At 48.1% G+C, this 20,927-nt stretch carries 23 protein-coding genes; 2 read left to right on the top strand and 21 right to left on the bottom strand.

Going from position 1 to position 20,927, the window contains the following annotated elements:
* Positions 1-362: 362 nt before the first annotated feature.
* Positions 363-788, bottom strand: a complete 426-nt coding sequence (locus ABFC84_18990; protein MEN6414830.1) for a PaaI family thioesterase — start codon at positions 786-788, stop codon at positions 363-365.
* Between the two features lie 321 nt (positions 789-1,109).
* On the opposite strand from ABFC84_18990, the gene ABFC84_18985 reads away from it, so the two are divergent.
* The gene (locus ABFC84_18985; protein ID MEN6414829.1) at positions 1,110-1,592 is read left to right on the top strand and encodes a universal stress protein; all 483 of its coding nucleotides are present in this window, start codon (positions 1,110-1,112) and stop codon (positions 1,590-1,592) included.
* Positions 1,593-1,687: 95 nt separating this feature from the next.
* Here the strand turns inward: ABFC84_18985 and ABFC84_18980 are convergent, their stop codons facing one another.
* From ABFC84_18980 to ABFC84_18895, 18 genes are all read right to left on the bottom strand, one after another.
* Complete coding sequence (locus ABFC84_18980) at positions 1,688-2,452, bottom strand: hypothetical protein (protein MEN6414828.1); 765 nt, start codon at positions 2,450-2,452, stop codon at positions 1,688-1,690.
* A gap of 64 nt (positions 2,453-2,516) precedes the next feature.
* Complete coding sequence (locus ABFC84_18975) at positions 2,517-2,852, bottom strand: hypothetical protein (protein ID MEN6414827.1); 336 nt, start codon at positions 2,850-2,852, stop codon at positions 2,517-2,519.
* On the bottom strand, positions 2,853-3,245 hold the full coding sequence (gene fliS / locus ABFC84_18970) for a flagellar export chaperone FliS (protein ID MEN6414826.1): 393 nt from the start codon (positions 3,243-3,245) through the stop codon (positions 2,853-2,855).
* 20 nt (positions 3,246-3,265) lie between these two features.
* Positions 3,266-5,872, bottom strand: coding sequence for a flagellar filament capping protein FliD (gene fliD, locus ABFC84_18965; GenBank protein MEN6414825.1), 2,607 nt, complete (start codon positions 5,870-5,872; stop codon positions 3,266-3,268).
* A 35-nt stretch (positions 5,873-5,907) separates the two neighbouring features.
* On the bottom strand, positions 5,908-6,294 hold the full coding sequence (locus ABFC84_18960; protein MEN6414824.1) for a flagellar protein FlaG: 387 nt from the start codon (positions 6,292-6,294) through the stop codon (positions 5,908-5,910).
* Positions 6,295-7,097: 803 nt separating this feature from the next.
* On the bottom strand, positions 7,098-7,478 hold the full coding sequence (locus ABFC84_18955) for a hypothetical protein (GenBank protein MEN6414823.1): 381 nt from the start codon (positions 7,476-7,478) through the stop codon (positions 7,098-7,100).
* Between the two features lie 11 nt (positions 7,479-7,489).
* Positions 7,490-8,734, bottom strand: coding sequence for a flagellin lysine-N-methylase (gene fliB, locus ABFC84_18950; protein MEN6414822.1), 1,245 nt, complete (start codon positions 8,732-8,734; stop codon positions 7,490-7,492).
* A 309-nt stretch (positions 8,735-9,043) separates the two neighbouring features.
* Positions 9,044-11,476: a flagellin gene (locus ABFC84_18945; protein ID MEN6414821.1), complete on the bottom strand. Its 2,433-nt coding sequence runs from the start codon at positions 11,474-11,476 to the stop codon at positions 9,044-9,046.
* 502 nt (positions 11,477-11,978) lie between these two features.
* Positions 11,979-12,215 (bottom strand): carbon storage regulator CsrA, encoded by a 237-nt coding sequence (csrA, locus tag ABFC84_18940; GenBank protein MEN6414820.1) that lies wholly within the window; start codon positions 12,213-12,215, stop codon positions 11,979-11,981.
* Between the two features lies 1 nt (position 12,216).
* On the bottom strand, positions 12,217-12,675 hold the full coding sequence (locus ABFC84_18935; GenBank protein ID MEN6414819.1) for a flagellar assembly protein FliW: 459 nt from the start codon (positions 12,673-12,675) through the stop codon (positions 12,217-12,219).
* 356 nt (positions 12,676-13,031) lie between these two features.
* A complete protein-coding gene (locus ABFC84_18930) occupies positions 13,032-13,403 on the bottom strand; it encodes a four helix bundle protein (protein ID MEN6414818.1) in 372 nt (123 codons plus the stop codon).
* Between the two features lie 184 nt (positions 13,404-13,587).
* Positions 13,588-14,142 (bottom strand): DUF6470 family protein, encoded by a 555-nt coding sequence (locus ABFC84_18925; GenBank protein ID MEN6414817.1) that lies wholly within the window; start codon positions 14,140-14,142, stop codon positions 13,588-13,590.
* A gap of 4 nt (positions 14,143-14,146) precedes the next feature.
* Positions 14,147-15,070, bottom strand: a complete 924-nt coding sequence (gene flgL / locus ABFC84_18920; GenBank protein ID MEN6414816.1) for a flagellar hook-associated protein FlgL — start codon at positions 15,068-15,070, stop codon at positions 14,147-14,149.
* A gap of 13 nt (positions 15,071-15,083) precedes the next feature.
* On the bottom strand, positions 15,084-16,892 hold the full coding sequence (flgK, locus tag ABFC84_18915) for a flagellar hook-associated protein FlgK (protein MEN6414815.1): 1,809 nt from the start codon (positions 16,890-16,892) through the stop codon (positions 15,084-15,086).
* 23 nt (positions 16,893-16,915) lie between these two features.
* The gene (locus ABFC84_18910; GenBank protein ID MEN6414814.1) at positions 16,916-17,416 is read right to left on the bottom strand and encodes a flagellar protein FlgN; all 501 of its coding nucleotides are present in this window, start codon (positions 17,414-17,416) and stop codon (positions 16,916-16,918) included.
* An 11-nt stretch (positions 17,417-17,427) separates the two neighbouring features.
* A complete protein-coding gene (gene flgM, locus ABFC84_18905) occupies positions 17,428-17,799 on the bottom strand; it encodes a flagellar biosynthesis anti-sigma factor FlgM (GenBank protein ID MEN6414813.1) in 372 nt (123 codons plus the stop codon).
* Between the two features lie 73 nt (positions 17,800-17,872).
* A complete protein-coding gene (locus tag ABFC84_18900) occupies positions 17,873-18,271 on the bottom strand; it encodes a hypothetical protein (GenBank protein ID MEN6414812.1) in 399 nt (132 codons plus the stop codon).
* Positions 18,272-18,322: 51 nt separating this feature from the next.
* The gene (locus ABFC84_18895) at positions 18,323-18,727 is read right to left on the bottom strand and encodes a hypothetical protein (GenBank protein MEN6414811.1); all 405 of its coding nucleotides are present in this window, start codon (positions 18,725-18,727) and stop codon (positions 18,323-18,325) included.
* A 237-nt stretch (positions 18,728-18,964) separates the two neighbouring features.
* Between ABFC84_18895 and ABFC84_18890 the strand changes: the two genes are divergently transcribed.
* A complete protein-coding gene (locus ABFC84_18890; protein MEN6414810.1) occupies positions 18,965-19,567 on the top strand; it encodes an HD domain-containing phosphohydrolase in 603 nt (200 codons plus the stop codon).
* A 29-nt stretch (positions 19,568-19,596) separates the two neighbouring features.
* On the opposite strand, the gene ABFC84_18885 is transcribed toward ABFC84_18890, so the two are convergent.
* Both ABFC84_18885 and ABFC84_18880 read right to left on the bottom strand, forming a co-directional pair.
* Positions 19,597-20,085, bottom strand: coding sequence for a hypothetical protein (locus ABFC84_18885; GenBank protein MEN6414809.1), 489 nt, complete (start codon positions 20,083-20,085; stop codon positions 19,597-19,599).
* A gap of 102 nt (positions 20,086-20,187) precedes the next feature.
* Positions 20,188-20,847 (bottom strand): ComF family protein, encoded by a 660-nt coding sequence (locus ABFC84_18880; protein ID MEN6414808.1) that lies wholly within the window; start codon positions 20,845-20,847, stop codon positions 20,188-20,190.
* Between the last annotated feature and the right edge of the window lie 80 nt (positions 20,848-20,927).

Genomic DNA, 20,927 nt, shown 5'->3' with positions numbered 1-20,927 from the left:
TGAAAAGCCATTAAAGAAATCCCCTCACCTTATGAAATTTAAGGACCTTTGCTTAGCCGACCTGGTCTTTGACCCCACACTCGCCTGCTGGAAGGTTTGCTACTAGGAATTCAATCCCCTCACTACTACCACTCTCGAATCTTCAATGTCGAGCCGTTAGGCTTAGAAATTCTCACTTCCAACCTCTCACCTCACACCTCGCGGTCCGGCAGGTCTTACCTCTAAGCCGCACCATGCTCAGAACCCAATTTAGGCTCCTTACGTGGATCGTTTCGCCTGCGACTGGCATCGACTTTCAACCACAGACCTAAGCAAAATGGTTCTCATATTAAATTATAGAAGCCATGGGCAAAAATTGCAAGCTATTCTTCCGCTAAAAACGACCCCACCACAAAATAGGTACCCCGGGCCTTCAGCACCAAGCCGCCGTCTCCGGCCATAATATCCGTTTCCGCCACCATCGTCCGTGAGCCGTTATGCACAACCTTGCCCACCGCACTCACCGCCGCCTGGGGTTCAGCCGAGCGGATAAAGTTCATACTCATATCCAGAGTCACCACCTTTTTACCTGTCGTACAGCAAGCTAACCCCATAGCCGTATCTGCCAAAGAAGCCAGCGCTCCCCCGTGAGCCATATGATACAAATTGGTGTGGCGGTCACTTTCTACCGGCATTGTCATTGTAACGCAGCCTTTCTCCATTTGGGAAATAGCCATATCCAGCAAACCGACAAAAGGATTGCTTTCATAGATATGATATAAATAATCTTTCAATAACTGTTCTGTCACAAAAATACCTCCTAAATAAAATGCAACATAATAACATTATATCATTTCTATTTTAACACATCCGCAAAATGTACGGCCGATAAAAAGGCAGCAGCCGAACCGGCGGCTGCTAAGGTAAAACTATAGAGTTTTGATTTAACCCTTACATCGCCGAACGGCGCATTTGTCGAAGATCATCATCATGCTCAGCAGCTTTGTATGCAAGTCAATTCAAAAAATGCAGCAACATGATTATAAAATACGAACCCGGCAAAAGGTTCCTGCCGTGCTTTAGCGAATATTTAAAAATAGGACATCCAGAAAAAAAGAGGGGGTAATAAGATGTCTGTCAGCAAAATTGTACTGGCTTATGATGGTTCCGAGGACAGCAAATTTGCCTTAGAATGGTCAAAATCCTATGCACTGCAGATTGGAGCGGAAATCGCAGTTACTTCCGTATATGATGAAATGCCGGCTCTTCAAGCCGAAGCTGCCAGTATGCTAATCCCGTTTGCCACTGCGTATGCCAATGGCTTAAAAAAACACCTGAAAGAAATTGAAGAAGAAATTTCCGTCTATGAAATAGCCGTATCGACAATCCTGCTCAAAGGCAATCCGCCAGACGAAATCATCCATTATGCGTCCCAAATCAATGCCGATCTGATTATTTGCGGCACCAGGGGGCTCGGTGGTTTCAGTTCCCTGCTGCTGGGCAGTGTGGCGCACAAACTGGTTGCCTATTCGCCGATTCCCGTACTGGTCGTAAAACGGCCCCGTCCGGGGAAACAAGACCCGAAGTCGGCGACTCCTGCCAAAACTCTATAAACAGAATAGGCGATAGAAGAGCCGGCATCTCTTTACATAAACAAGCGATGCCGGCTTTTTTGTATCCCGGTTTTCATAATACCGCGGCGGCTGTTTTAGACTAAAAGATCAACCGGTTGGTGCTTTTGATTGCTCACAGCCTCATCCTGCCGCACCCCTTCTATCCCCTTCGTCTTCTGCTCCTGTTGGCTGCTTTCCTTACCTTCGCTTACAGTTTCGCCTACAACCGCAGCTGCGTTCTCGTCCTGACCCTTTGCCCCTTTCTGGCTATGTTGGGCTTCAACCTCCCCTTCTTTGGCAGCGTGTTCCATTACCTGGTGTACTTTTCCGGCAGTCTTTGCCATGCGGAACATCACCGAAGTTAGCTGACCGCTGTCCGTGCTGATCGTCGCCATTTGGTTTTCCACACTGCCGCCGATAACACCATTTTTTATTTGTGAATTAGCAACATTGATTTCGCCGGTTAACTTAGAACGCACCTTATCCAGCGTATCAAACTCTTTCAGTTGGCTGCCGACAGACACAAAGGCATTCAAGCTTGCCGATAAAACCACAGCCGGAGAATCGCCTTCCTGCTCTGCCGATTCCTGCTGTCTTTCAAGCGAATTTTCCGCACCCGTTTGTGCCGTCTTTTCCGCCTGCTTTTCCTGCATGATCTGCTGATCAATCTGCTCCATTTCTACCGTCAGCTCTTTGATTTTTTCCGTTTTTTCCTTGCTGTCCATTTTACTTGCTTGCACTTTTTGAATCTGATTTTGCAGATTCTCCCTCTGCCGTTCCAACGCATCCAATGCACTGCTGGATTGTGACTGCATGCCTAACTGAGAAGAATGACCTGCTGTTATCCCGGAAATATTCACTGCTTACCGCCTCCGTATACACTAGAACACGCAATTATGCAAGGCCTGACCCCCGCTTTTTCTTTTACCGTTTCCAACTCATACGGCTGCTGGCAGCAGCCGTGTTTCGACCGTCATAGGCGTTGGAAACCCGCTGCTGCTGTTTGCCTTTATTAACGCGAAACTGCAAATTATGCGTCAACAGTTGATTGGCCTGCCAGATTTCCGCCAGCAGTTTCTTTCCCGCGGCTGTTTCCTTAAAGCCGCTCTCAGGCGTTGCGGCAATGATGGCCTGGAGCTCGCCCCGCTGCCGCAGCAGGTCGTAAAACAACTCCATCTCATCTTTTGCCAGAAACTTGGCCATTTCCTTCGTCAGAAACCGGAAATCCAGCCAGAGCTGCTCTTCTGTCCTTCCTTCCATCTACTTGGCCACCGCCCGGGCCGAACGAACTTGTTTCATCGCTCCCACCCAGGCATCCCTTAACTCCTGGAGAGTATGTCGCGCCTGCTCCAGCTTTTCTTTATCCTGCTTGATATTTCCCTGAATCAGGCAGTATTCAATGTAATCATAGAGCCGCATCCAGGTCTTTGACAGTTCATATTTCATATCCAGCGTCGCCATAAACTCCCGCACAATTTCCTGCGCCCGCAAATTGGCATTGCTGGATTTTTCCCGTTGTCCCTGCTCCATCGCCGTTATACTTTCGTGAACAAATCGCAAAGCGCCATTGTATAAAAGCAAAGTCAATTCTTCCGGCGAAGCTGTCAAAATTTGCTGGCGTTTATACGCATTGGCCATATTCGCGTTAACCATCATAATCCTCCCGCATCTTACTATTTAGTTCCCAGCATCGATGCTAGCGTACTATTCTGCTGATTCAATTGAGCCAATGCCGCCTCCATGGCATTGAACCTCTTATAATAAGTGTCCTCCATATCGTTATCCCGTGTTGTCACGTCCTTGATCCGTTTCGTGTAATCCGTTAATTGCTTGGCAAGAGTACTGCTGACATCCGACGAAGCAATCGCGGTCGAACCGGCTTTCTGATACAGCTTATCCATCGTAGTAGTAATGGCATCGTAAATTCGCCCGGCAATTCCCTGGGTCGGCGTGCTGGTCACTACTTTCCCGTCAGCCCCGACAGTAGAAGTTCCGGCAGTCGCAAACAGTTTATCCAGAATCGTCGGGTCATCCGTCAGCGCATTCCGCAGTTTGGTTTCATCCAGATGCAGCTTGCCTTCCTCCATATAGTTGCTGGTAGTAAGTCCGATTGCGGCCGCATTAGTGTACTTGCCGGTCAACCCGGAAATGGAACCGATGAAGGCGTTGCGCATGCTATCCACCAAACTGGAGATCGTCGAATCCCGATGCAGCATACCGCTTTGTGCTTTGGTATTCCATGCAGTAATCTCCGAATCTTTCATGCTGGCTTTTTGATCATCGGTCAGCGGCGCATAGTCAGTATAACGGGTTTCATCCAGCTTACTGTTGAGATTAGTTAGAATCTTGTTGTAAGCATCCACCAAGTTTTTAACAGCAGTCACTTCTGCTTCAACATCATTGGATACGCTGATAGCAACCTTCTGGGGCGTCGGATCCGTAATACTGGTCGCCGGTGAAACACCGTTCAGATTGTAGGTAACGCCCGCAATCGTAAAGTTATTGCTGGATTCCGTCAGGTCCATACCGTCCAGGTTAAACGCAGCATCTTTCCCGGCTTGATGCAGCTTCAGCGTGTTCGCTAAGAAACTGGTTCCTCTTGCATCGCTGCCGCTGAAACTAAGACTGCCGCCGTTGGTGGTCTTTAGTGTAACCTTACCGGTACTCGAATCGTAGGTGGCTGTTGCCGACACGCCGGCGTTGTTGATCTTAGACAACAGCGTATTCAGTGTGTCTGTCGTCGGGTCAATCGTTACTGAACCGGTACTAGAGCCGTTAGCCATATTTAAAACAAAGGAACCCGAGTTTGTTGCAAACTCACTGAACTGGCTCTTCAGTGTCTGCGTGGGATCAAGCGGAATTGTAACACTGCAGGTGCTGGTTGTGGCCTTGCCGCTGTTAAAGGTCGCCGGCATATTTAGTTTAGTTAACAAATCCTTGGCGCCCTGATCGCTGCCATCAATTGAAAGAGTCCCCACCTGAGCCGGCATTTTCAATTGATTAACCAAGAAATTCATACCGGCGGCATTGCTGCCGGCAAAGCTGATTGTGGAATTATCGCCCGTATTATTATTGGTAAGCGTAAAAGCACCCTTGGCACTGTCATATCCGGCAGTTACATTAAGGCCGGAGTCGTTAATCTGATTGATAAAATCATCCAGCGTGCCGTTGGCATTTACGTTAATCGTCTTGCTGTTTACGCCATTGCCGATAGTAATAGAAATGGGTGAGATATCGGCGGATGCCATTCCCTGATAAAACTGGCTGGCGATACTTGAACCTGCCGCCGCGGAAAGAGTGGCTGTACTGCTCAGCTTTTCGCCTTTCGCCATACTAATTAAGCCCGACGGACTCAACGAAAACTGCCCGGTATCCGCATCAAACGCGGCCATGACATTGTTGCCGCTGTTAATCCGGCTCATTACATCCTTCAAGGTATCGGTAGAGTTAATAGTAATGGATTCCGTTTTCCCCGTCAAGGAATTCGTCAACTTTAAAGTTGAATCTGCAATTGTCGGAAACCAGGTGGAAATCTGATTTGCCGGATCAATATTTGTCGTAGCTTTCACAGTCCCGCTGCTGGCTATAGTTGCACCTGTAGGTACCATGGCCGCAGGCAGCTTCAATTTATCCGTCAAGAAACTCAATCCGGCAGCATTACTGCCGGCAAAGCTGATGTCTGCGCTGGCTCCCGGCTGGGTGGTGCCAAGGAATACCCGATCCAGAGTGCTGTCATAGCTGGCGTAGATATTCAAATGAGCCCCGTTGATCTGATTGACAAAATCGTTGAGACTGCCGGTGGGATCAACCTTTATCGTCGCACTGGCTGAACCGTTGGAAATGGTGATAATCGATTTAGGAATATCCGCCACCGCCATACCGGAATAAAACTGGGTTGCAATGCTGGTTTTGTCTACCGTCGTCCCCGGTGTGGCAAGACTGGCCGAGCTGGTCAGCTTCACGCCGTCCGCCAGCTGGGTAACAGTCATGGTGTGAGACACCTCCGGAGCAGAAGCCCCTGCTGTTGCTTTCACCACTGCTTCATTGCTGGAAGAAACTTTGTTGGGATTCAGCGTTCCATGCAATTTATACTGGTAGATCGTATTGCGAAAATCATTGATGTCGTCATAAACCTTATTGTAGGCGTCCTTTTGCCATTGCACCACTGTTTTCTTTTGTATCAGCGTATTCTCCCCTGTACGCTGAGCAGTCATTAACTTCTTTACCAAAGCATCAATATCAAGACCCGAACCTGACAGTCCGTAAATTCCTCCTGACATAACCTACACCTCCTTGTGTATAAACGGCTGTTATATCATATCTTCTTATCCAATAAAATCCCGATATAGCTGCGAATCGCAGCCATCGTGTCCAAAAACTCATGGGATGGATATTCCCGGATGACTTTATTAGTCTTCTTGTCGACGACTTCCACCATCAGTTCCTTTGTTTTGTCATGCACGACAAAATGAATATCCGTGTTCAAGGCTTCCACGAACTGATTCATGGCGTACGTCATCTGCTGAACGTCTTCTACCTTAACATCCTTTTTGTTCGCTTTCTGATCCGTCGAAACGGTCTCTGCTGTATCCCCGGTATCACTACTCGCAGGTTGTACACCCGACACCGGCGGATTTGCAGCCGTCTGGCTGCTATAGGCGGCAATCGGATCCACACCACTCTTCACGGCACCTATACTCATACGCAAACACCCCTACAAAAAGTTTCTCTACAGTATTTATCGTAAAAAAGGGGACAAAACTTTAGCGGAAAAAGCGGGGAACGGGGTATTTTTTTTGGGGGACGGAGAAAGGGCGCATAGCTCATGGCTCATAGCGCATAGCACGGGGATGGGGACGAAAAGATGGGACTTGGAAATTGGAACCTAGAAATTAGGACTTGGTACTTGGAATTCAGTTCCCATTACCAAGTTCCAGGTTCCGCTTTTTCCAGTCCCCTGCTTCTCCTGCTTGTCATCGCGAGGCGGCAGCCGCGGCGATCTCAAGGACGGGGAGAGGCGGCAGGAAGTGCGAGATTGCTTCGCTGCCGCTCGCAATGACAGAATAGGATTTGGGACTTGGCACTTGGCACTTAGCACTTGGAAATTGGAAATTGGAAATTGGGACTTGGCACTTGGAATTCAGTTCCCATTACCAAGTTCCAAGTCCCGCTTTTTTCAGTCTCCTGCTTGTCATCGCGAGGCGCCAGCCGCGGCGATCTCAAAGCCGGGGAGAGGCGGCAGGAAGTGCGAGATTGCTTCGCTGCCGCTCGCACTGACAGAATCCGGTTCCAATTTTCCAGTCTCACTAATTACCGTCTCTCCAAGTCCTAAGTTCCCATTACCGCTCTTTCCAAACTCCAAGGCCCCATTACCAAGTCCCAATTTCCGCCTTTCCCCGTCCTCCCTCCAAGTTCCAGGTGCCAGGTGCCAATTACCAAGTCCCATCTTTTCGTTCCCCCGCTATGAGCTATGTGCTATGTGCTATGAGCTGCCCTTCGCCCCCCCTACACCACGACCGCCGGCAGCAAGAGCTGCTCGATTTGCCGACGCCAGTCAAGAAATGCCGGCAATAGCTGCTGTACCAGAGCATTTTGAATTGCCGGCAGACTGCCGGACTCAAAGCCGTCGATTACTGCTCCCAAGGCTCTGCGCATCCTGGCGGTCGTCTTTAGAAGATCGGCGTTTTCCTGCTGCCCGGTCAAGGCCGCAACATTTTCCGCTATACTGCCGATAGCCTGAGCGGCATCCCGGAACAGCACCTCCGACTCTTCCAGTCGAAGCTCGTCCAGCTGTCCCACCATATGCGTCAAAGCCGCCTCGATGGTTGGCAATAAACCCAGAATATGATAGACAATCTCGTGGGCAGGGTCATTATACACATTCATTTTCTCACCCGTTAATTCTTGATCAGTATCGTCATATACGGCAGAGTATTCATCTGATTGGCTTTAAGCAAATCACACACTTTCTTCAAATAAGAGGGACTATGCTCGACAACTTTGACGAAAGACTGAATCAGATTCAGCACTTGATCCATGCCGAATTTATCCTTATGGAACCCGGACATACCTATAAGCATCATCTTTATCATCGCATAATGCACAACAAGCAGCATAAAATTATCAAAAATATGCTTCTCTCCCTCAAAGGGGAATAGATTTTTAAATACATAATTAACCAGATAGTTTTCCAGTATATATTCATGTTGTTCCATAAACGGCTGATAATACCGTTCATAAGCCTCGGCATAACGAACGCCGATCTCCGCTTTGCCAGCAGCCTCCATATACTGAATTCCCTGCAGAAATTCAGCAAAATACGCCAAAAAGCGGGGGCTAATTATACCGGTAGCAAACCGTTCATCGGCTAATTCTTTCAATAGTTCCATCTGAATCGTCTGCTTTTCGGGGATCGCCTCCATATTGCTGAGGATATCGCCTTGTTCCAAACGGTTCAGATACGTACCGATGAGCATCGGAATATCATGTACTTTGCCATTACCGACAAGTTCGGTAAGCTGATTGCAAAACAGCCCGAGGACGACAAGGCGCTGCCAAAGAGGATAAACGCGATTCTGCAGGAGTGTGATTATAAAGATACGCAGCTCCCAGAGATATCTTTGCGGCTTCGCCGCAAGTTTAATATCATCGGTATCGATGTTTTTTTCCGGGTTATACCGAATACTGTCGGATTCTTCCAACTGATCAAACTCCATCAATCCGGTGGTCAGTAATGCCAGCCGAGCAGCTTCCGGACAAGATAAAGTCATTGACCTTTCTAATGTTCCATTCACTTTATTCGTAATACGGGGATAGGTGGCACAAGTAAGGGACAGCCATTCCTCGCCCAACTGTCGCTGAATCGCGCAGAGCCGGTCGCTATCGATAAACGGGCAGGAATTATCATCATTGAGTTTTACTTTGGCATAATTATCATCCGCCATATTGGCGCCGCGATTGCGGGTCACTTTGTCATCCATCTGCGAGCGCAATTTTTCATCAGCACATTTACGATACTTTTGGTAAGTCGTTTTATCAATCGGTACTTGCCAGCCAATACAACAGCTGTCTTCGCAGGCCGGACCGATGCACCGGAACTTCGCTACGTACTGAGGCTGCAGGATTGTTCGCATTTTTGCCATAGGAAACACTCTCCTAGTTGTAGTTTTGGTAGTTGGCACTTGGTAATGGGAACTTGGAACTTAGAAATAGGGACTTGGGGAAGAACGGAGCGCATCATCACGCACCAACGGCACATACGCCCGTTCCCCTGCCAAGCTCCAAGTGCCAAGTGCCCATTACCACTCCAGTACCCGCCCTCCCCCAAGTTCCAGGTGCCAAGTACCAAGTACCCGCTCAGTACCTGTAACTAAAACAAGAGCCAGAGACAAGCGTCCCTGGCTCCCGTTCAAAGAAACCTTTATTAACTGGCTAGCTCAACATAAATCCAATTATCTCAGTAATTGCAGTACGCCCTGGCCCTGTTGGTTGGCTTGGGCCAGCATGGCTTGTGCAGCCTGTTGGAGAATGTTGTTTTTCTGGAAATTGGTCATTTCCGAAGCCATATCTACATCGCGGATGCTGGCTTCAGCACTGGTGATGTTCTGCGAAGAAGACTGCAAGTTGTTAATGGTGTGTTCCAGACGGTTCTGGTAGGCACCCAATTTAGCCCGTTCTGCCGAAACCTTAGCAGTAGCATCGTCAATAATACTGATGGCTGCCGTTGCTTTGGAAGCGGTAGACAGATCAAGGGAATACTCCACATTATTGTTATCGGAACCATTGGAAGCCGTCTTTATCTGGGTCAGATTAGCCTGAGCGCCATTCTTAGCAGTGAGAGTTGCACCAGCAGTCGTGCCGGAGATTCCCAGTGCCAGTGAACGCATATCGGACATATCAACAATCATAGTCTGTCCGGTATTGGCACCGATTTGGAAGGTAGCCGTGAAGCCATCGTTGGCATTCGTGCCTGTCAGTGCGGCTGCTTTCACCATTGATTCCTGACCGGTTTTCTGGGTCAACGTAATGGTATTGGAAGAGGCGGTAGCAGTATATTTGGTATTTAAGCTAGCATTGGCAGTAATCGCCTGCATCAAGTTCTGGGTTTGCGTCGCTTTGTCGGCATTATACAGAACGGCAGTACCCTGAGCAATTCTGGAATCACTAGCATCATCCGTTACTGCAATCTTTACGCCGTCAATCTCATATTTTCCACCAACTGCAACGGGAGTATCAACAGTGAAGTCAGCAATACCTGCCATAGCTTTGTTCCCTACTACATAGCCGCTTGCCAACGCAGTATTGAAAGCTTGCCCCGTTTTCTCAGTCAAAGTAATCTTTCCTGCATCATCTACAGTCGCATCAAAGCGAGAGCTTATAGTGGCATTGGCATTCATTGCCTGAGCCAATTCTAAAGCTTGTTGATGTACATCCGTTCCAACGTTAATCTGCTGAGCAGAAGCCTTAGCTCCGGAAGCCACCGTAGTAAACGTTTGTCCATCAATATTGATGCTCATGCCCGCTGCTTCAAAGGCTTTATCGATTGCGACAGTGTATTTACCTCTAACTTCCGTTACACCAGCTACTTTGGCACCACCGGTAAGTGTTACACCAGAAGTTGTAATGTTTAAAGCATTGTTCGTTGCGCCGTTGGCAAACGTATCCGTAATCTTGAATTGGCTTCCGTTAGTAGTAAAAGTAAAGTCCTTTAGTTCACTACCACCGTATGCTTTGGCCGCATTGAATGCACTTACAATCGCAGCAGCAGTCTGATCGGCAGTAGAACCATCAGCGACAGTTACGCTTGCGGTTCTTCCATCAGTCGCAGACGGACCGACCGCACCTGAAGCAGAACTGTTAATCGATACCGTTACACCATTAAAAGTAACTGTTCCGCTTGCCCCGTTGCCTAACGCAGTAACAGCACCGGAATCCCATACCGACGCATTGCCTTGAACACCTGCAGTTATTGTAGTTATGGGCATCGTGTAGGCATTATCGGCAGCAACAAGAGCTGTGGCAGCAGATATACCTGCAGTACCGGATCCTAACCCAGTAACAGCACTAGTAATTGCTTTTGTGCCGTCGACAGCCGCACTAACAGCTACTGTAAATTTACTCGCGTCTAAACCGGGTACAGTAAGTCCAGTCAGTGCCGTTTGGATGTCAGCAGCCGCGATAGCAGCGTTCGTTTTATCTAAATGTACAGTAATAACGCTTCCCTGAACACTTGCAGTTGTACTGCCGCTACTAGCGGAATCAAATTTGATAGAGTAAGCATTTGCTGTAGCTCCGTTCGCAGCACCCGAAGTAACCGTAACGGTATTCGTTCCGTCAACAGTGACTGCACTAGTAACTGCGGCCGTTCCTGAACCGACTGCCACCCTGGTAAATGCGCCCGCGCCATCAAAATTACCTGCTGCTGCGCCGGCTTTAACGGTATTAACCGTAAGCTGGGTTTCCACGCCGCCGCCATTCAATAATTTCTGGGTATTGAACTCAGCGGTATTGCCGATCCGGTTGATTTCAGAAGTCAACTGGTTCATTTCCTTCTGCATAGCATCCCGGTCGTCCGGAGTATTGGTGTCACTGGCTGCGTTGGTAGCCAGTTCTTTCATTCTCTGAAGAATGCTGGTCGTTTCGTTCAGGTTGGCTTCGGCGGTGGATACCATCGAGATACCATTCTGAGCGTTAGCCGAAGCTTGGTTCAAACCGCGAATCTGGCCCCGCATTTTTTCGGAAATCGCCAGACCGGCTGCATCGTCAGCCGCGCTGTTGATGCGAAGACCGGAAGACAATTTTGCCAAAGAACTCTGGGTATTCTTTTCATTAATACCCAACTGACGAGTGGTATTCAGAGCCGCCATATTGGTGTTAATAATCATAAAGTTCTCCTCCTTGAGTATTACCGGGCGTCCTTGCCCGGCTTATTTTGCCTTACGCTCAGCTTTCCCTCCGGCCGGTTCGGGAAAGTGAGCTATTTGACATGTACAACCTATATATCGGATGGTTCGACAGAAAACTTAAGAGGGAACGGGGATTTTTTTTTTGGCACTTGGAAATGGGGGGACGAGGGAAACGGAACTTGGTAATGGGGACTTGGAACTTGGGGGGGGAACGGGAAGATGGGACTTGGTAATTGGCACTTGGAATAAGGCGGTAAAGAGCTCTTGGGACTTGGCAGTGGGGACTTGAATGAATATTCTGTCATTGCGAGCGGCAGCGAAGCAATCTCGCTCTTCCTGACGCCTCTCCGGCTTTGAGATCGCCGCGGCTTACGCCTCGCGATGACAAGCAGGAGACTGAAAAAAGCGGGACTTGGAACTTGGTAATGGAAACTGAATTCCAAGTCCCAAGTCCTAATTTCCAATTTCCCAGTCCCCAATACTAAGTCCCGCTCTCATCCCGTCTCTTAATCCCCGCCAGTCCTTCCAGGTCATTCAGGACGGCGGCCTGCTTATTCTCGGCGGCGATGGCGTCGAAGAGTTCGCCGCGGTAGACTTTCACTTCTTTGGGAGCTTCAATGGACAAGCGGACGCTATCGCCTTTGATATCGAAAATGGTAATAACCACGTTATCGCCGACGACAATCCGTTCACCGGTCTTGCGAGTAAGTGCCAGCATCTTATTTACCCCCTTTGGCAGCTTGCTGGGGCAAGCCGTTGGGAAATAATTTCTGGCGGGTTGAATACTGGGACCGATCCAGAATGATTTGCCTGCCGGTGCGCTCCTTGGTGTTGATGACTAGTGGCGCCAAGAGATTCACCGTCATGTCTTCCAGCTTGCCTTTCAGCGTCGCCATGGTAAAAATCTGAGGCGGATTTTCCTCCGACAACCCCATTTCCTGAGCAATTCCGTCATCAAGCGCAAATTCATAATCATTGAAAAAAGTAAACGGTTCCGCCAATAAAAAAGTCAGATTCGGATCGGAAGCTGACTGTAAAAAAGAAAAAGGACTTTTCTTGTCCCGTACCAGATAAGCAAAAACCTTTTCCGCCGGAAAACCGGGTATTCCATGAGGAAACTGAAGTATTTGTTCTGCGGGAACGTCAATGTCGCCGAAGCGGGTAGAGTGAATAAGCATGGGTAGGCCTCCTATTCGGGATTGGTAATGGGGACTTGGGGGAAAACGGGACTTGGAACTTGGTAATGGGGACTTGGAAGGGGAACGAAGGAAAGAGTGGAACGGGGAAAAAGCGGAATTTGGTACTTAGGACTTGGAACTTGGGGAAACACGAAAAACGAAAGAACACACTGAGTGGCCCGGCCGGTGCTTAGTATTTCGCACTTAGAATTCTTACCAAGTCCCAGGTGCCAAATGCTAAGTGCAGTCCCCAGTCCTTAATACCCGTTTCTTCTTGCCAGGTGCCAAGTTCCAACTCTTCGCACCGTCTCTCCTTACCAATTTCCAATTTTCAGGTCCCAAGTGCCAACTTCTCATTACCCCTTTCCCTGTACTCGTTCCTCAATCTTTTTTCGCAAAGCCCGAAGCTGTTTTTGTATACCATTACACTGGATTATTATATCATTAATTTCCATCCCATAACAACGCAAAGCTAATTCTAATTGTGTCTCTACTTCACACAGACTTCCATAAGCAATATCAATAAAATAACAAAATTCTTTATCCCTCTTTCTGCCCCACCCCTCGGCAATGTTGGATGGAACCGAAACCGCGCTTCGACGGATTTGCAAGCTTAGCCCATGCAGTTCCTGCCTTGGTAGTTTGTCTGCAAGTTTGACCACATCGACTGCTAATTTCATAGCATCCTGCCACACACGAAGGTCCCTGAATCCATGTAACTCAGCCATAAACACATATTCCCTCTTCTCTTTAATGATGGGAAAGTTCTTTCCGGGAAAGCCAAGCTTCTTAAAATCCAGCTTCCAATTCCAAATCTCTTAACGTTCCCAGTCCCAAATTCCGCACTCCGTCCCCGTCCCTCTCCCCTCATTCCAAGTCCCAAGTGCTAAGTTCCGCTCTCCGTCCCGCCCGCTACGCGTTCACATCCACTACCCCGATCTGAACGCTGGGATACTGGGTGATGCGAAAATCAACAGAGCCCGGATGATAATCGCCATTGACGGTTCCGGGCTCAACGAAGTAGTTGATTTTTCCTGGGGTGGGATTGAATTGGACGGGGTTGGCCTCGTAGCGGATGATCGGAGCGTCGATGGGAACGAGAGTAATGCCCGGCGGCTCTTCGATCGTGGAGTCGGCCGCCATTTGGGCAATAGAGTCCCCCTTGTTCTCAATGGCGCCCATCCGGTCGCCGTCTTCGGCGATGGAGCCGATAGTATCCAAAACGGCCTGCTTGCCTTGGTTGGCGATATCCCGGGAAAAATCGCTGATATTTTTCAGACCGATGGAATAGCGGCAGGGCGTCTGATCAATCGTCAGTTCGCCCTGAGACTGATGAATCTCCACCGTTGCCGGCGTTGTCTCCAGCTGCAGTTTTGGCAGAATTGTCTGCTGGTCTAGCTGGGCATTTTGCGAGGTGTATTCCAGTTTAATGGGCTGCGAGGATATGGTAAGCCTAAGCATAGCCATCACCTTACTTTAAGAAGTCCGCCAGAGATAGCGGCAAGATATTGGCGCCGATTTGCAGTGCCATTTTATAGACGCTTTCGTTAGTTTTGTAATCGGTAATCGCTTTCGGAACATCCAGTCCCTCATTGCCGGCTACTTGCTGGCTAATGATTGTATTGTTACCGTCCAGCATATCCTGGGCCATGTTATAGGTAGCCATCCGGGTGCCAAGAGCGGTATGGGATTGCAGCATCTGGGACTGATCCTTAGCCAGATTATCCAGCCCCGTGTCCGAAAGCCATTTCTGATCTCCCGTAGTCCCTGACATCAAATGATTTTTGATATCAATTAAATCCTGCAGAATTTTTGGCGTTCCGGTTACCGGATCGGCGGCGCCAAACACCTCCTGCCCGGTCAAGTTGATGCTGTCCTGAGTGGGAGTGGCTACACCGGGCTGAATCGGCATGGAAATCTTGGTGTCGTCGCCGCTATAGGTAATCACGTCGCCATTGCGGACAAAAGGCGCTGTTTGATCGTTCTGCCCGGCAAAAATATAGCGTTCGCCGATTTTAGTATTGCCAATATTGACCATTTGATTGATCATATTATCAACGGAAGCCCCGATTGCTTGAAGCGCATCCTGGGGATTGGAGTTGCTGGCTTCAACAACTTTTCCTTTAATTTCCGTCATGATGGAACTCAAATCCTGCATGGAATTATCACTCATGGTCATCCAGGACTGAGCGTCCTTCGCATTCTGGATATACTGGTCATTCGCGTTCAGACTGCTGTGAAACTTTAAGCTCCGCACAACTTTAACGGGATCATCCGAAGGACGGTGAATTTCCAGGCCGTCCGACAGCTTTTCCGTGAGAGAGTTCTGCCGTTCCAGGGATTTATTGAGACTGCTCAAATAATTGTAGGTCATCATATGATTCGTTATCCGCATATCCGCTTACCTCCTATCGGCCGACAGTGCCGGTACCGTTAATTAATTTATCCAACATTTCATCCATGGTCGTCAAAATTCTGGCGGCCGAATTGTAGCCTTGTTGAAAGCGGATCATGTTGGCCATTTCTTCATCCATGTTAACCCCGGAATCCTGTTCCCGCCAGTTGGTAATCTGATCGACCTGAGTTTGCTGATTGGCCGTCTGCCGCTGAACATCCTGGGTGTTGATGCCCAATGCCCCAATATTGGAAGAATAGTAATCAGCTAAAGAGGCATTCCCCAGCGTGACAGACGGATCGCTTGTCAGCCGGTTGGACAGCTTCAGCGCGTTATCGCCGCTGGCGTTGTTGCCGCTGGATAAAGAAAAGGTATAGGTATCATTTGCTGCATTTTTGGCGTTAGCCGCTATGTCCACTGTAACGGTTAACCCATTGATGGTTGTCGCCGGCGGTGCCGGTATCGTAAACGAGCCGGCATTGCCATTATTACCAATAGTAGCACTCCATGTCTTCCCGTTATCGGTGGAATACTGAATTCCGGTTACATTATTGGAAATATCCGTGGACATAATTTTTACTGTGACAGGCGTTGCCGTGGTTCCCCCCGTATACGTCCCGGTTGTCTTCACAGTAGCCGCGCCGCTGCCGGTTTGGTTGCTTTGGGTAACAGCAATCGCATTAATAGCGGTCTTTGCAGCGATTTTATCAAGGCCGCCGGCGGGATCATACAAATCCGGGTTGACCTTTAATTCATTCACCCATTTGCCGTCAGCCACTGGTGAGGTGATATAGTTAGTCCCACTGTCCTTGCCGAAGAAATTTCGTCCGCTCTGATTATCCGCTCCATATCCCGCTTGGTGAACGGTATTAAAATCCTGGAGCAAAAATTTGCTGATATTGTCCAGTTGGTTCATGTACGCCTTTACACCGGTCGTCGTAGAGTCCCGGGAATCCACCAGAGCTCTGATTGCTCCGTCGGTGAAGGTTACCGGCTTGGGCGTATCTCCGGCAACGACTACATTTTTCGTCTGATATCCATAGGTGGGATCAGAATCGTCCGAAGTCGTAGCCAGCTTGGTATAACCTGTACTGCTTACCAATTCCACGTTGCCGGCTCTGATTTTGTAATTGCCGTATTGATCTTCATTGACCGAGACACTAGTGATTGCCGATAATTGATCCACCAGCAAATCCCGCTGATCCCGCAGGTCATTGGCATGATCAGCGCCGCCAAGTTCAATATTGGATATCTGTTTATTCAAGCTGTAGATCCCAGAAGAAATCTGATTCATCGTGTCAACTTTCGTATCAATTTGGAAGTTGATATCGCCGACCATATCGGTCAATTTCTGATCAGCCTGTTTAATGGCATTAACCAGCGCCGCGCCCTGTTCCCGCACTTCCATCCGGGTGCCGGAATCGGAAGCGTTCGTGGCCAGCGACTGCCAGGAGCTCCAGAATTTATTTAAAACAGATTGCACACCGGTAGTGGAAGGTTCGCTGAAAACGTCCTGAATTTTCTCCAGGGAACTCTGCTTGGACTGACTATAGCTTAATGTGGAAGATTCCTGCCACATCTGCCGGTCGATATAAAAATCCCGTGCCCTGGTAACCGAGGTAACGGTAACGCCGCCTCCGGTCTGGTACGTTCCACCGCTTCCGTAAATATCCGGGCCGCTGATCGCCGTCAAATTCACGCTTTGCCGGGAATAGCCGTCGGTACTGGAATTCGCAACATTGTGCCCGACTGTATTTAAGGATGCCCGCTGGGCGTATAAACCAAGCATTGCGGTATTCAAACCGCCGAAGGTTGAACTCATTGTTTTCTCAACTCCATTTGTATTTAGGCTTTCCTGTCAAACAGGTTCCGTCCTTGGCCTGTCTGTTCTGTTGTCTTGCCCTGAGGCTCATAGGTTGGGCCTGAGGTGTTTTGGGTCAAAATGTTGATATTATATTGAATAAACCGCAGCGACTGCTGAATCAATTTGGTGTTCACCTGATTGAGCTGCTTGATTTCAGCGACGACCGCTTCCAGACTTTTTGCCAGCTGTTCCAGCTGAGCCGCGTCAGTTTCATCGGCAAGTTCCTTAATCTTGGCAAAAGTAATTTCTTCCGTATTTAATCCATAGCCGACAGCAATTTCCACAATGATTTTTTCTCTCCGGCTTTCCAGTTTCCCGGCCTGAAGGATAAGAATTTCTTCTTCCTTCGTGACGGCTTCCAGTTCCCTGGCTTTACCGGATACCAAAACAGCTCTTTTTTTTCGGCTGACGGCTAAAAGAGTCTGATAGAATTCCAGCATCTCATTTAATACGTTTTGCAATTTTGTCCATATTTCTTTCACATTGGCCTCTCCTAACGATTGCGATCCGCTTTTACCTGGCTGATCATTTTTTCGGCGACGTCTTTAGCAGGAATCTGATAGGTATTGTCACTAATTTTTTGGCTGAGTTCCGCTACTTTCGCTTCCCGCACATCAGGCAAGCCTTTAATCGACTGCAGAACCTGACCGAATTCCTGAGCCTGGGGAGACAGAATGACTTCGTCTTTTTTCTGGGTTGGACTTGTTTTTCCCGTGCCTGCGGTTTTCGCCGTTTTAGTTTGTTCGCCATACACTTTCATGACATTTTTAATTTGGTTCACATTCATTTTAAACACCTCGCGCACTTCAGATACTTCTCTGTTATTACTATCGACAAAAATGGCAGGGATATTAACCCCTGCCATGAAATATTTTTAAAATTTTTATTTTCAGCGGTATTTTCAGCGGATTTGCTCAGTATTTTATCTGCCGTTTTGGTTATTTTACTTTTTTGAGCAAGGTTTCGTGGGATGATACCTTTAGAGAAATCCGGTCTATTTTTCCTTCAATCCGGTTTAGGCTGTCAAAAATTCGCTCATTGACGTCCAATTGGACTTCGCGGGCATCATAAAGCGCCGCTAATTTTTCACCATGCTGATTTTCCATGCGAACGACTGCCTGTTTTATATCAGCTTGCTCTTTTTCCATACGGGCCATTGCCTGTTTTGTATCGCTCTGCTCTTTCTCAATACGAACGACTGCCTGTTTTGTATCGGTTTGCTCTTTTTCAAGACGAACGACTGCCTGTTTTACATCAATTTGCTCTTTTTCAATGTGGTCCATCCGCCCTAAAATTTGCTTTTGCCCTGCAATGAGCTGTTTTAGCAATTCTTCCACAGCCCCACTCCCTCCTTTTGCGCTTGTTCTTTTTTCGCCCCAGTGCCAAAGCTAATTTTTATTCCGCACTCTCTCCTGGTACATCCGTTCCGCATTCAATGTATTCAGTTTGTTCTTCTGTGGCGGTTTTTCCTTGTCAGCGTGTACCTGATCCAGAATATTCTTGCTGCAAGCCGGACATACCCGACCTTCATGGATGGGAGCACCGCAGGTTTCGCAGGGATAGGTAACGTAGAAATCGCTGGTAATGCGGCCCCGTCTGATCATCCGCAAAATGATTTTTTCCTTTACACCAGTGGCCTCATGGATTTGCTCCAGGGATGCTTTCCGCACTTCCCGCAGATAATTCGCTACCGTTAACTCATCCTCTTCCACCTGTTTATAGCAATCAATACACATTCCCGTAAGATTATCAACAAACAACCGGCCGCATTCCGGACAATTTTTCAAACCCATGATGAATTCCTCCCGTGTGAAGTAATATTGGCGATTGGCACTTGGCACTTGGCCCACAGCCCACAGCCCACAGCCCACAGCCCATCTCTATTATACTAATATTGTCCGACTAATTGCCAGAATTTTTGTTGTCTTTTAGGGAAAATATATATTTTTTTAATCTCCCGGCAGGATTATGTTGTTTTATGGCTAACCTTAAATAATACGTGATTTTATGACGAAAGGCGTTTGTTGGTCATGTCTATGCTGACACTTATGCAAGATCCTGAAGCTTATACCAGTGAAACCGAAACGTTGAACAATGTAATCGCCACTCTTATGCACCTGATTGAATTGAAAAATTCAAAATTGCACTTGCACAGCCAGCAGGTTGCAAATTATGCTGTGAGTGTTGCTGCTAAAATGCGTCTTCCCCGGAGCGAAATTGAACGGATCCGGGTAGGTGCCCTGCTTCACGATGTCGGCCATCTTACCGTACCGAATGCCGTACTGGCGAAAATCCCCTACTTCTCCACCCGGGAAAAGAGCGTATATAAAAACCATTGCAACGCAGGCAGCTGCATGCTGGAAAATATCGCTTCCTGCCAGGAAATCATTCCCTATATCCGTTATCACCACGAACGCTGGGACGGCAAGGGCTATCCAAAACGACTTAAAGGAGTAAACATTCCCCTTGGCGCTCGTATTATTTCTGTCGTCAACCACTATGACCGCTATATCAATCCTTGTACCGAGCACTGGGTAAAAACCAAGGAAGAAGCGGAACGGGAACTCTTAAGCCTGTCAGGAACGGCTTTTGACCAGGATGTGGTCAAAGCGTTTATTGAAGCGTTAGGCTAATATTTTCATCATATAAAAACAGAATGCAGCTAAGCGCATTCTGTTTTTAGCTTTTCTTTAAACTTTTTTAAAAGAGCAATATCCGCTTCCTGTTCTATGGAACGGGTGGAAAGTATCTTTAATATTTCGGACTGTTTATCCAGTTTTGTGTTCATAATATTCAGCAAAACCACAACATCTTTTTGCTGTTCGGCGACAAAATGATCAATTTTTCCATCCAGCCTCACGACATCCTCTTTGAGGCCTAAAATATCTCCTTTCAATCCGGATACATCAGTCTTTAATCCGGATACGTCCGTTTTCAGCTCCGATACGTCACTCTTCAATCCGGATACATCCGTTTTCAGCTCCGATACATCACTCTTCAATCCGGATACATCCGTTTTCAGCTCCGATACGTCATTCTTCAATCCGGATACATCCATTTTCAGTTCCAATACGTCGGTCTTCAATCCGGATACATCGGCAGCAATAAAATCCAGTTTTTCTAAAATAAGTTTTACGTTCTCATCCGTCATCCGCAATACACCCCTTTATCAAGAATGGGTTGTCTTTAAAATAATTATATCATAAGCTCTCGTATAGAACAAGTGTTCTTTTTACTTTTTAAAATTTTTTTATCAAGCCCCGCTGGCCAAAGCCAGAGCCCGGACCTGAACGGCGCCGGCCCGCTTCAGCACTCGGGCGCATTCGTTCATGGTAATGCCTGTTGTCACAATATCATCCACTAATAAAATATGTTTTCCCTGAACACACTCCGGGCACGTTACTGAAAACGCGCCTTTTATATTAGCCCGGCGGGCGGCCAGGTTAAGCTGCCATTGCGGCATCGTCGCTCTTTGTCGAATCAGGCAGTTGTCAAGCCACAATAAATTCTTTTGTCTGACCCAATTTCGAAAGATGCGTTCTGTTTGATTAAACCCGCGTTCGTTTAAACGTTTGTCATGCAGCGGCACCGGTATTACCAGTTCAATCTCCTTCGGCAGCTGCCAGCCGCCGCTCTGTTCCAATAACCAGGTCAGATAGACGGCACGGTTTCCGGCATGACGAAACTTCATGTCATGGATCAGCCGCTTGATTCCGCCGGTATATGCGCACACCGCCTGACAGCCGTCCAGCGCCCCCAGATGATGAATCAGCAGATTAATCTCCCGCGGCGCAATAATACCGGTCATACACTTCTGGCACCACGCCCCATGGCAGTCCACCCTGCTGCGGCACACCGGACATTTCGGCGGATATACCAAATCCAGCAATGCCCCCCACCATTGATTAAGCACCGCGAGCCCCCCTTCTTGTTCGTTCCCGCGCTCTCACGCACAACCACGTACCGGCACACGATTATAGTAGATAGACATTT

The sequence above is a fragment of the Veillonellales bacterium genome (genome assembly GCA_039680175.1).
Classification (GTDB): domain Bacteria; phylum Bacillota; class Negativicutes; order JAAYSF01; family JAAYSF01; genus JBDKTO01.
Note: the sequence above shows the minus strand (reverse complement) of the source record. Positions and strands in the feature narration are given on the sequence as shown.

What these genes read in the sequence shown, in the direction of transcription:
- flgM (MEN6414813.1), bottom strand. Translation starts at nt 17,799, where the DNA reads ATGGCAGGGGTTAATATCCCTGCCATTTTTGTCGATAGTAATAACAGA.
- ABFC84_18945 (MEN6414821.1), bottom strand. Translation starts at nt 11,476, where the DNA reads ATGATTATTAACACCAATATGGCGGCTCTGAATACCACTCGTCAGTTG.
- ABFC84_18925 (MEN6414817.1), bottom strand. Translation starts at nt 14,142, where the DNA reads ATGGCTATGCTTAGGCTTACCATATCCTCGCAGCCCATTAAACTGGAA.
- ABFC84_18935 (MEN6414819.1), bottom strand. Translation starts at nt 12,675, where the DNA reads ATGCTTATTCACTCTACCCGCTTCGGCGACATTGACGTTCCCGCAGAA.
- fliB (MEN6414822.1), bottom strand. Translation starts at nt 8,734, where the DNA reads ATGGCAAAAATGCGAACAATCCTGCAGCCTCAGTACGTAGCGAAGTTC.
- ABFC84_18895 (MEN6414811.1), bottom strand. Translation starts at nt 18,727, where the DNA reads ATGGGTTTGAAAAATTGTCCGGAATGCGGCCGGTTGTTTGTTGATAAT.
- ABFC84_18955 (MEN6414823.1), bottom strand. Translation starts at nt 7,478, where the DNA reads ATGAATGTGTATAATGACCCTGCCCACGAGATTGTCTATCATATTCTG.
- ABFC84_18985 (MEN6414829.1), top strand. Translation starts at nt 1,110, where the DNA reads ATGTCTGTCAGCAAAATTGTACTGGCTTATGATGGTTCCGAGGACAGC.
- ABFC84_18975 (MEN6414827.1), bottom strand. Translation starts at nt 2,852, where the DNA reads ATGGAAGGAAGGACAGAAGAGCAGCTCTGGCTGGATTTCCGGTTTCTG.
- ABFC84_18960 (MEN6414824.1), bottom strand. Translation starts at nt 6,294, where the DNA reads ATGAGTATAGGTGCCGTGAAGAGTGGTGTGGATCCGATTGCCGCCTAT.
- flgK (MEN6414815.1), bottom strand. Translation starts at nt 16,892, where the DNA reads ATGAGTTCAACCTTCGGCGGTTTGAATACCGCAATGCTTGGTTTATAC.
- fliD (MEN6414825.1), bottom strand. Translation starts at nt 5,872, where the DNA reads ATGTCAGGAGGAATTTACGGACTGTCAGGTTCGGGTCTTGATATTGAT.
- ABFC84_18885 (MEN6414809.1), bottom strand. Translation starts at nt 20,085, where the DNA reads ATGACGGATGAGAACGTAAAACTTATTTTAGAAAAACTGGATTTTATT.
- ABFC84_18930 (MEN6414818.1), bottom strand. Translation starts at nt 13,403, where the DNA reads ATGGCTGAGTTACATGGATTCAGGGACCTTCGTGTGTGGCAGGATGCT.
- csrA (MEN6414820.1), bottom strand. Translation starts at nt 12,215, where the DNA reads ATGCTGGCACTTACTCGCAAGACCGGTGAACGGATTGTCGTCGGCGAT.
- ABFC84_18890 (MEN6414810.1), top strand. Translation starts at nt 18,965, where the DNA reads ATGTCTATGCTGACACTTATGCAAGATCCTGAAGCTTATACCAGTGAA.
- fliS (MEN6414826.1), bottom strand. Translation starts at nt 3,245, where the DNA reads ATGGTTAACGCGAATATGGCCAATGCGTATAAACGCCAGCAAATTTTG.
- flgL (MEN6414816.1), bottom strand. Translation starts at nt 15,070, where the DNA reads ATGCGGATAACGAATCATATGATGACCTACAATTATTTGAGCAGTCTC.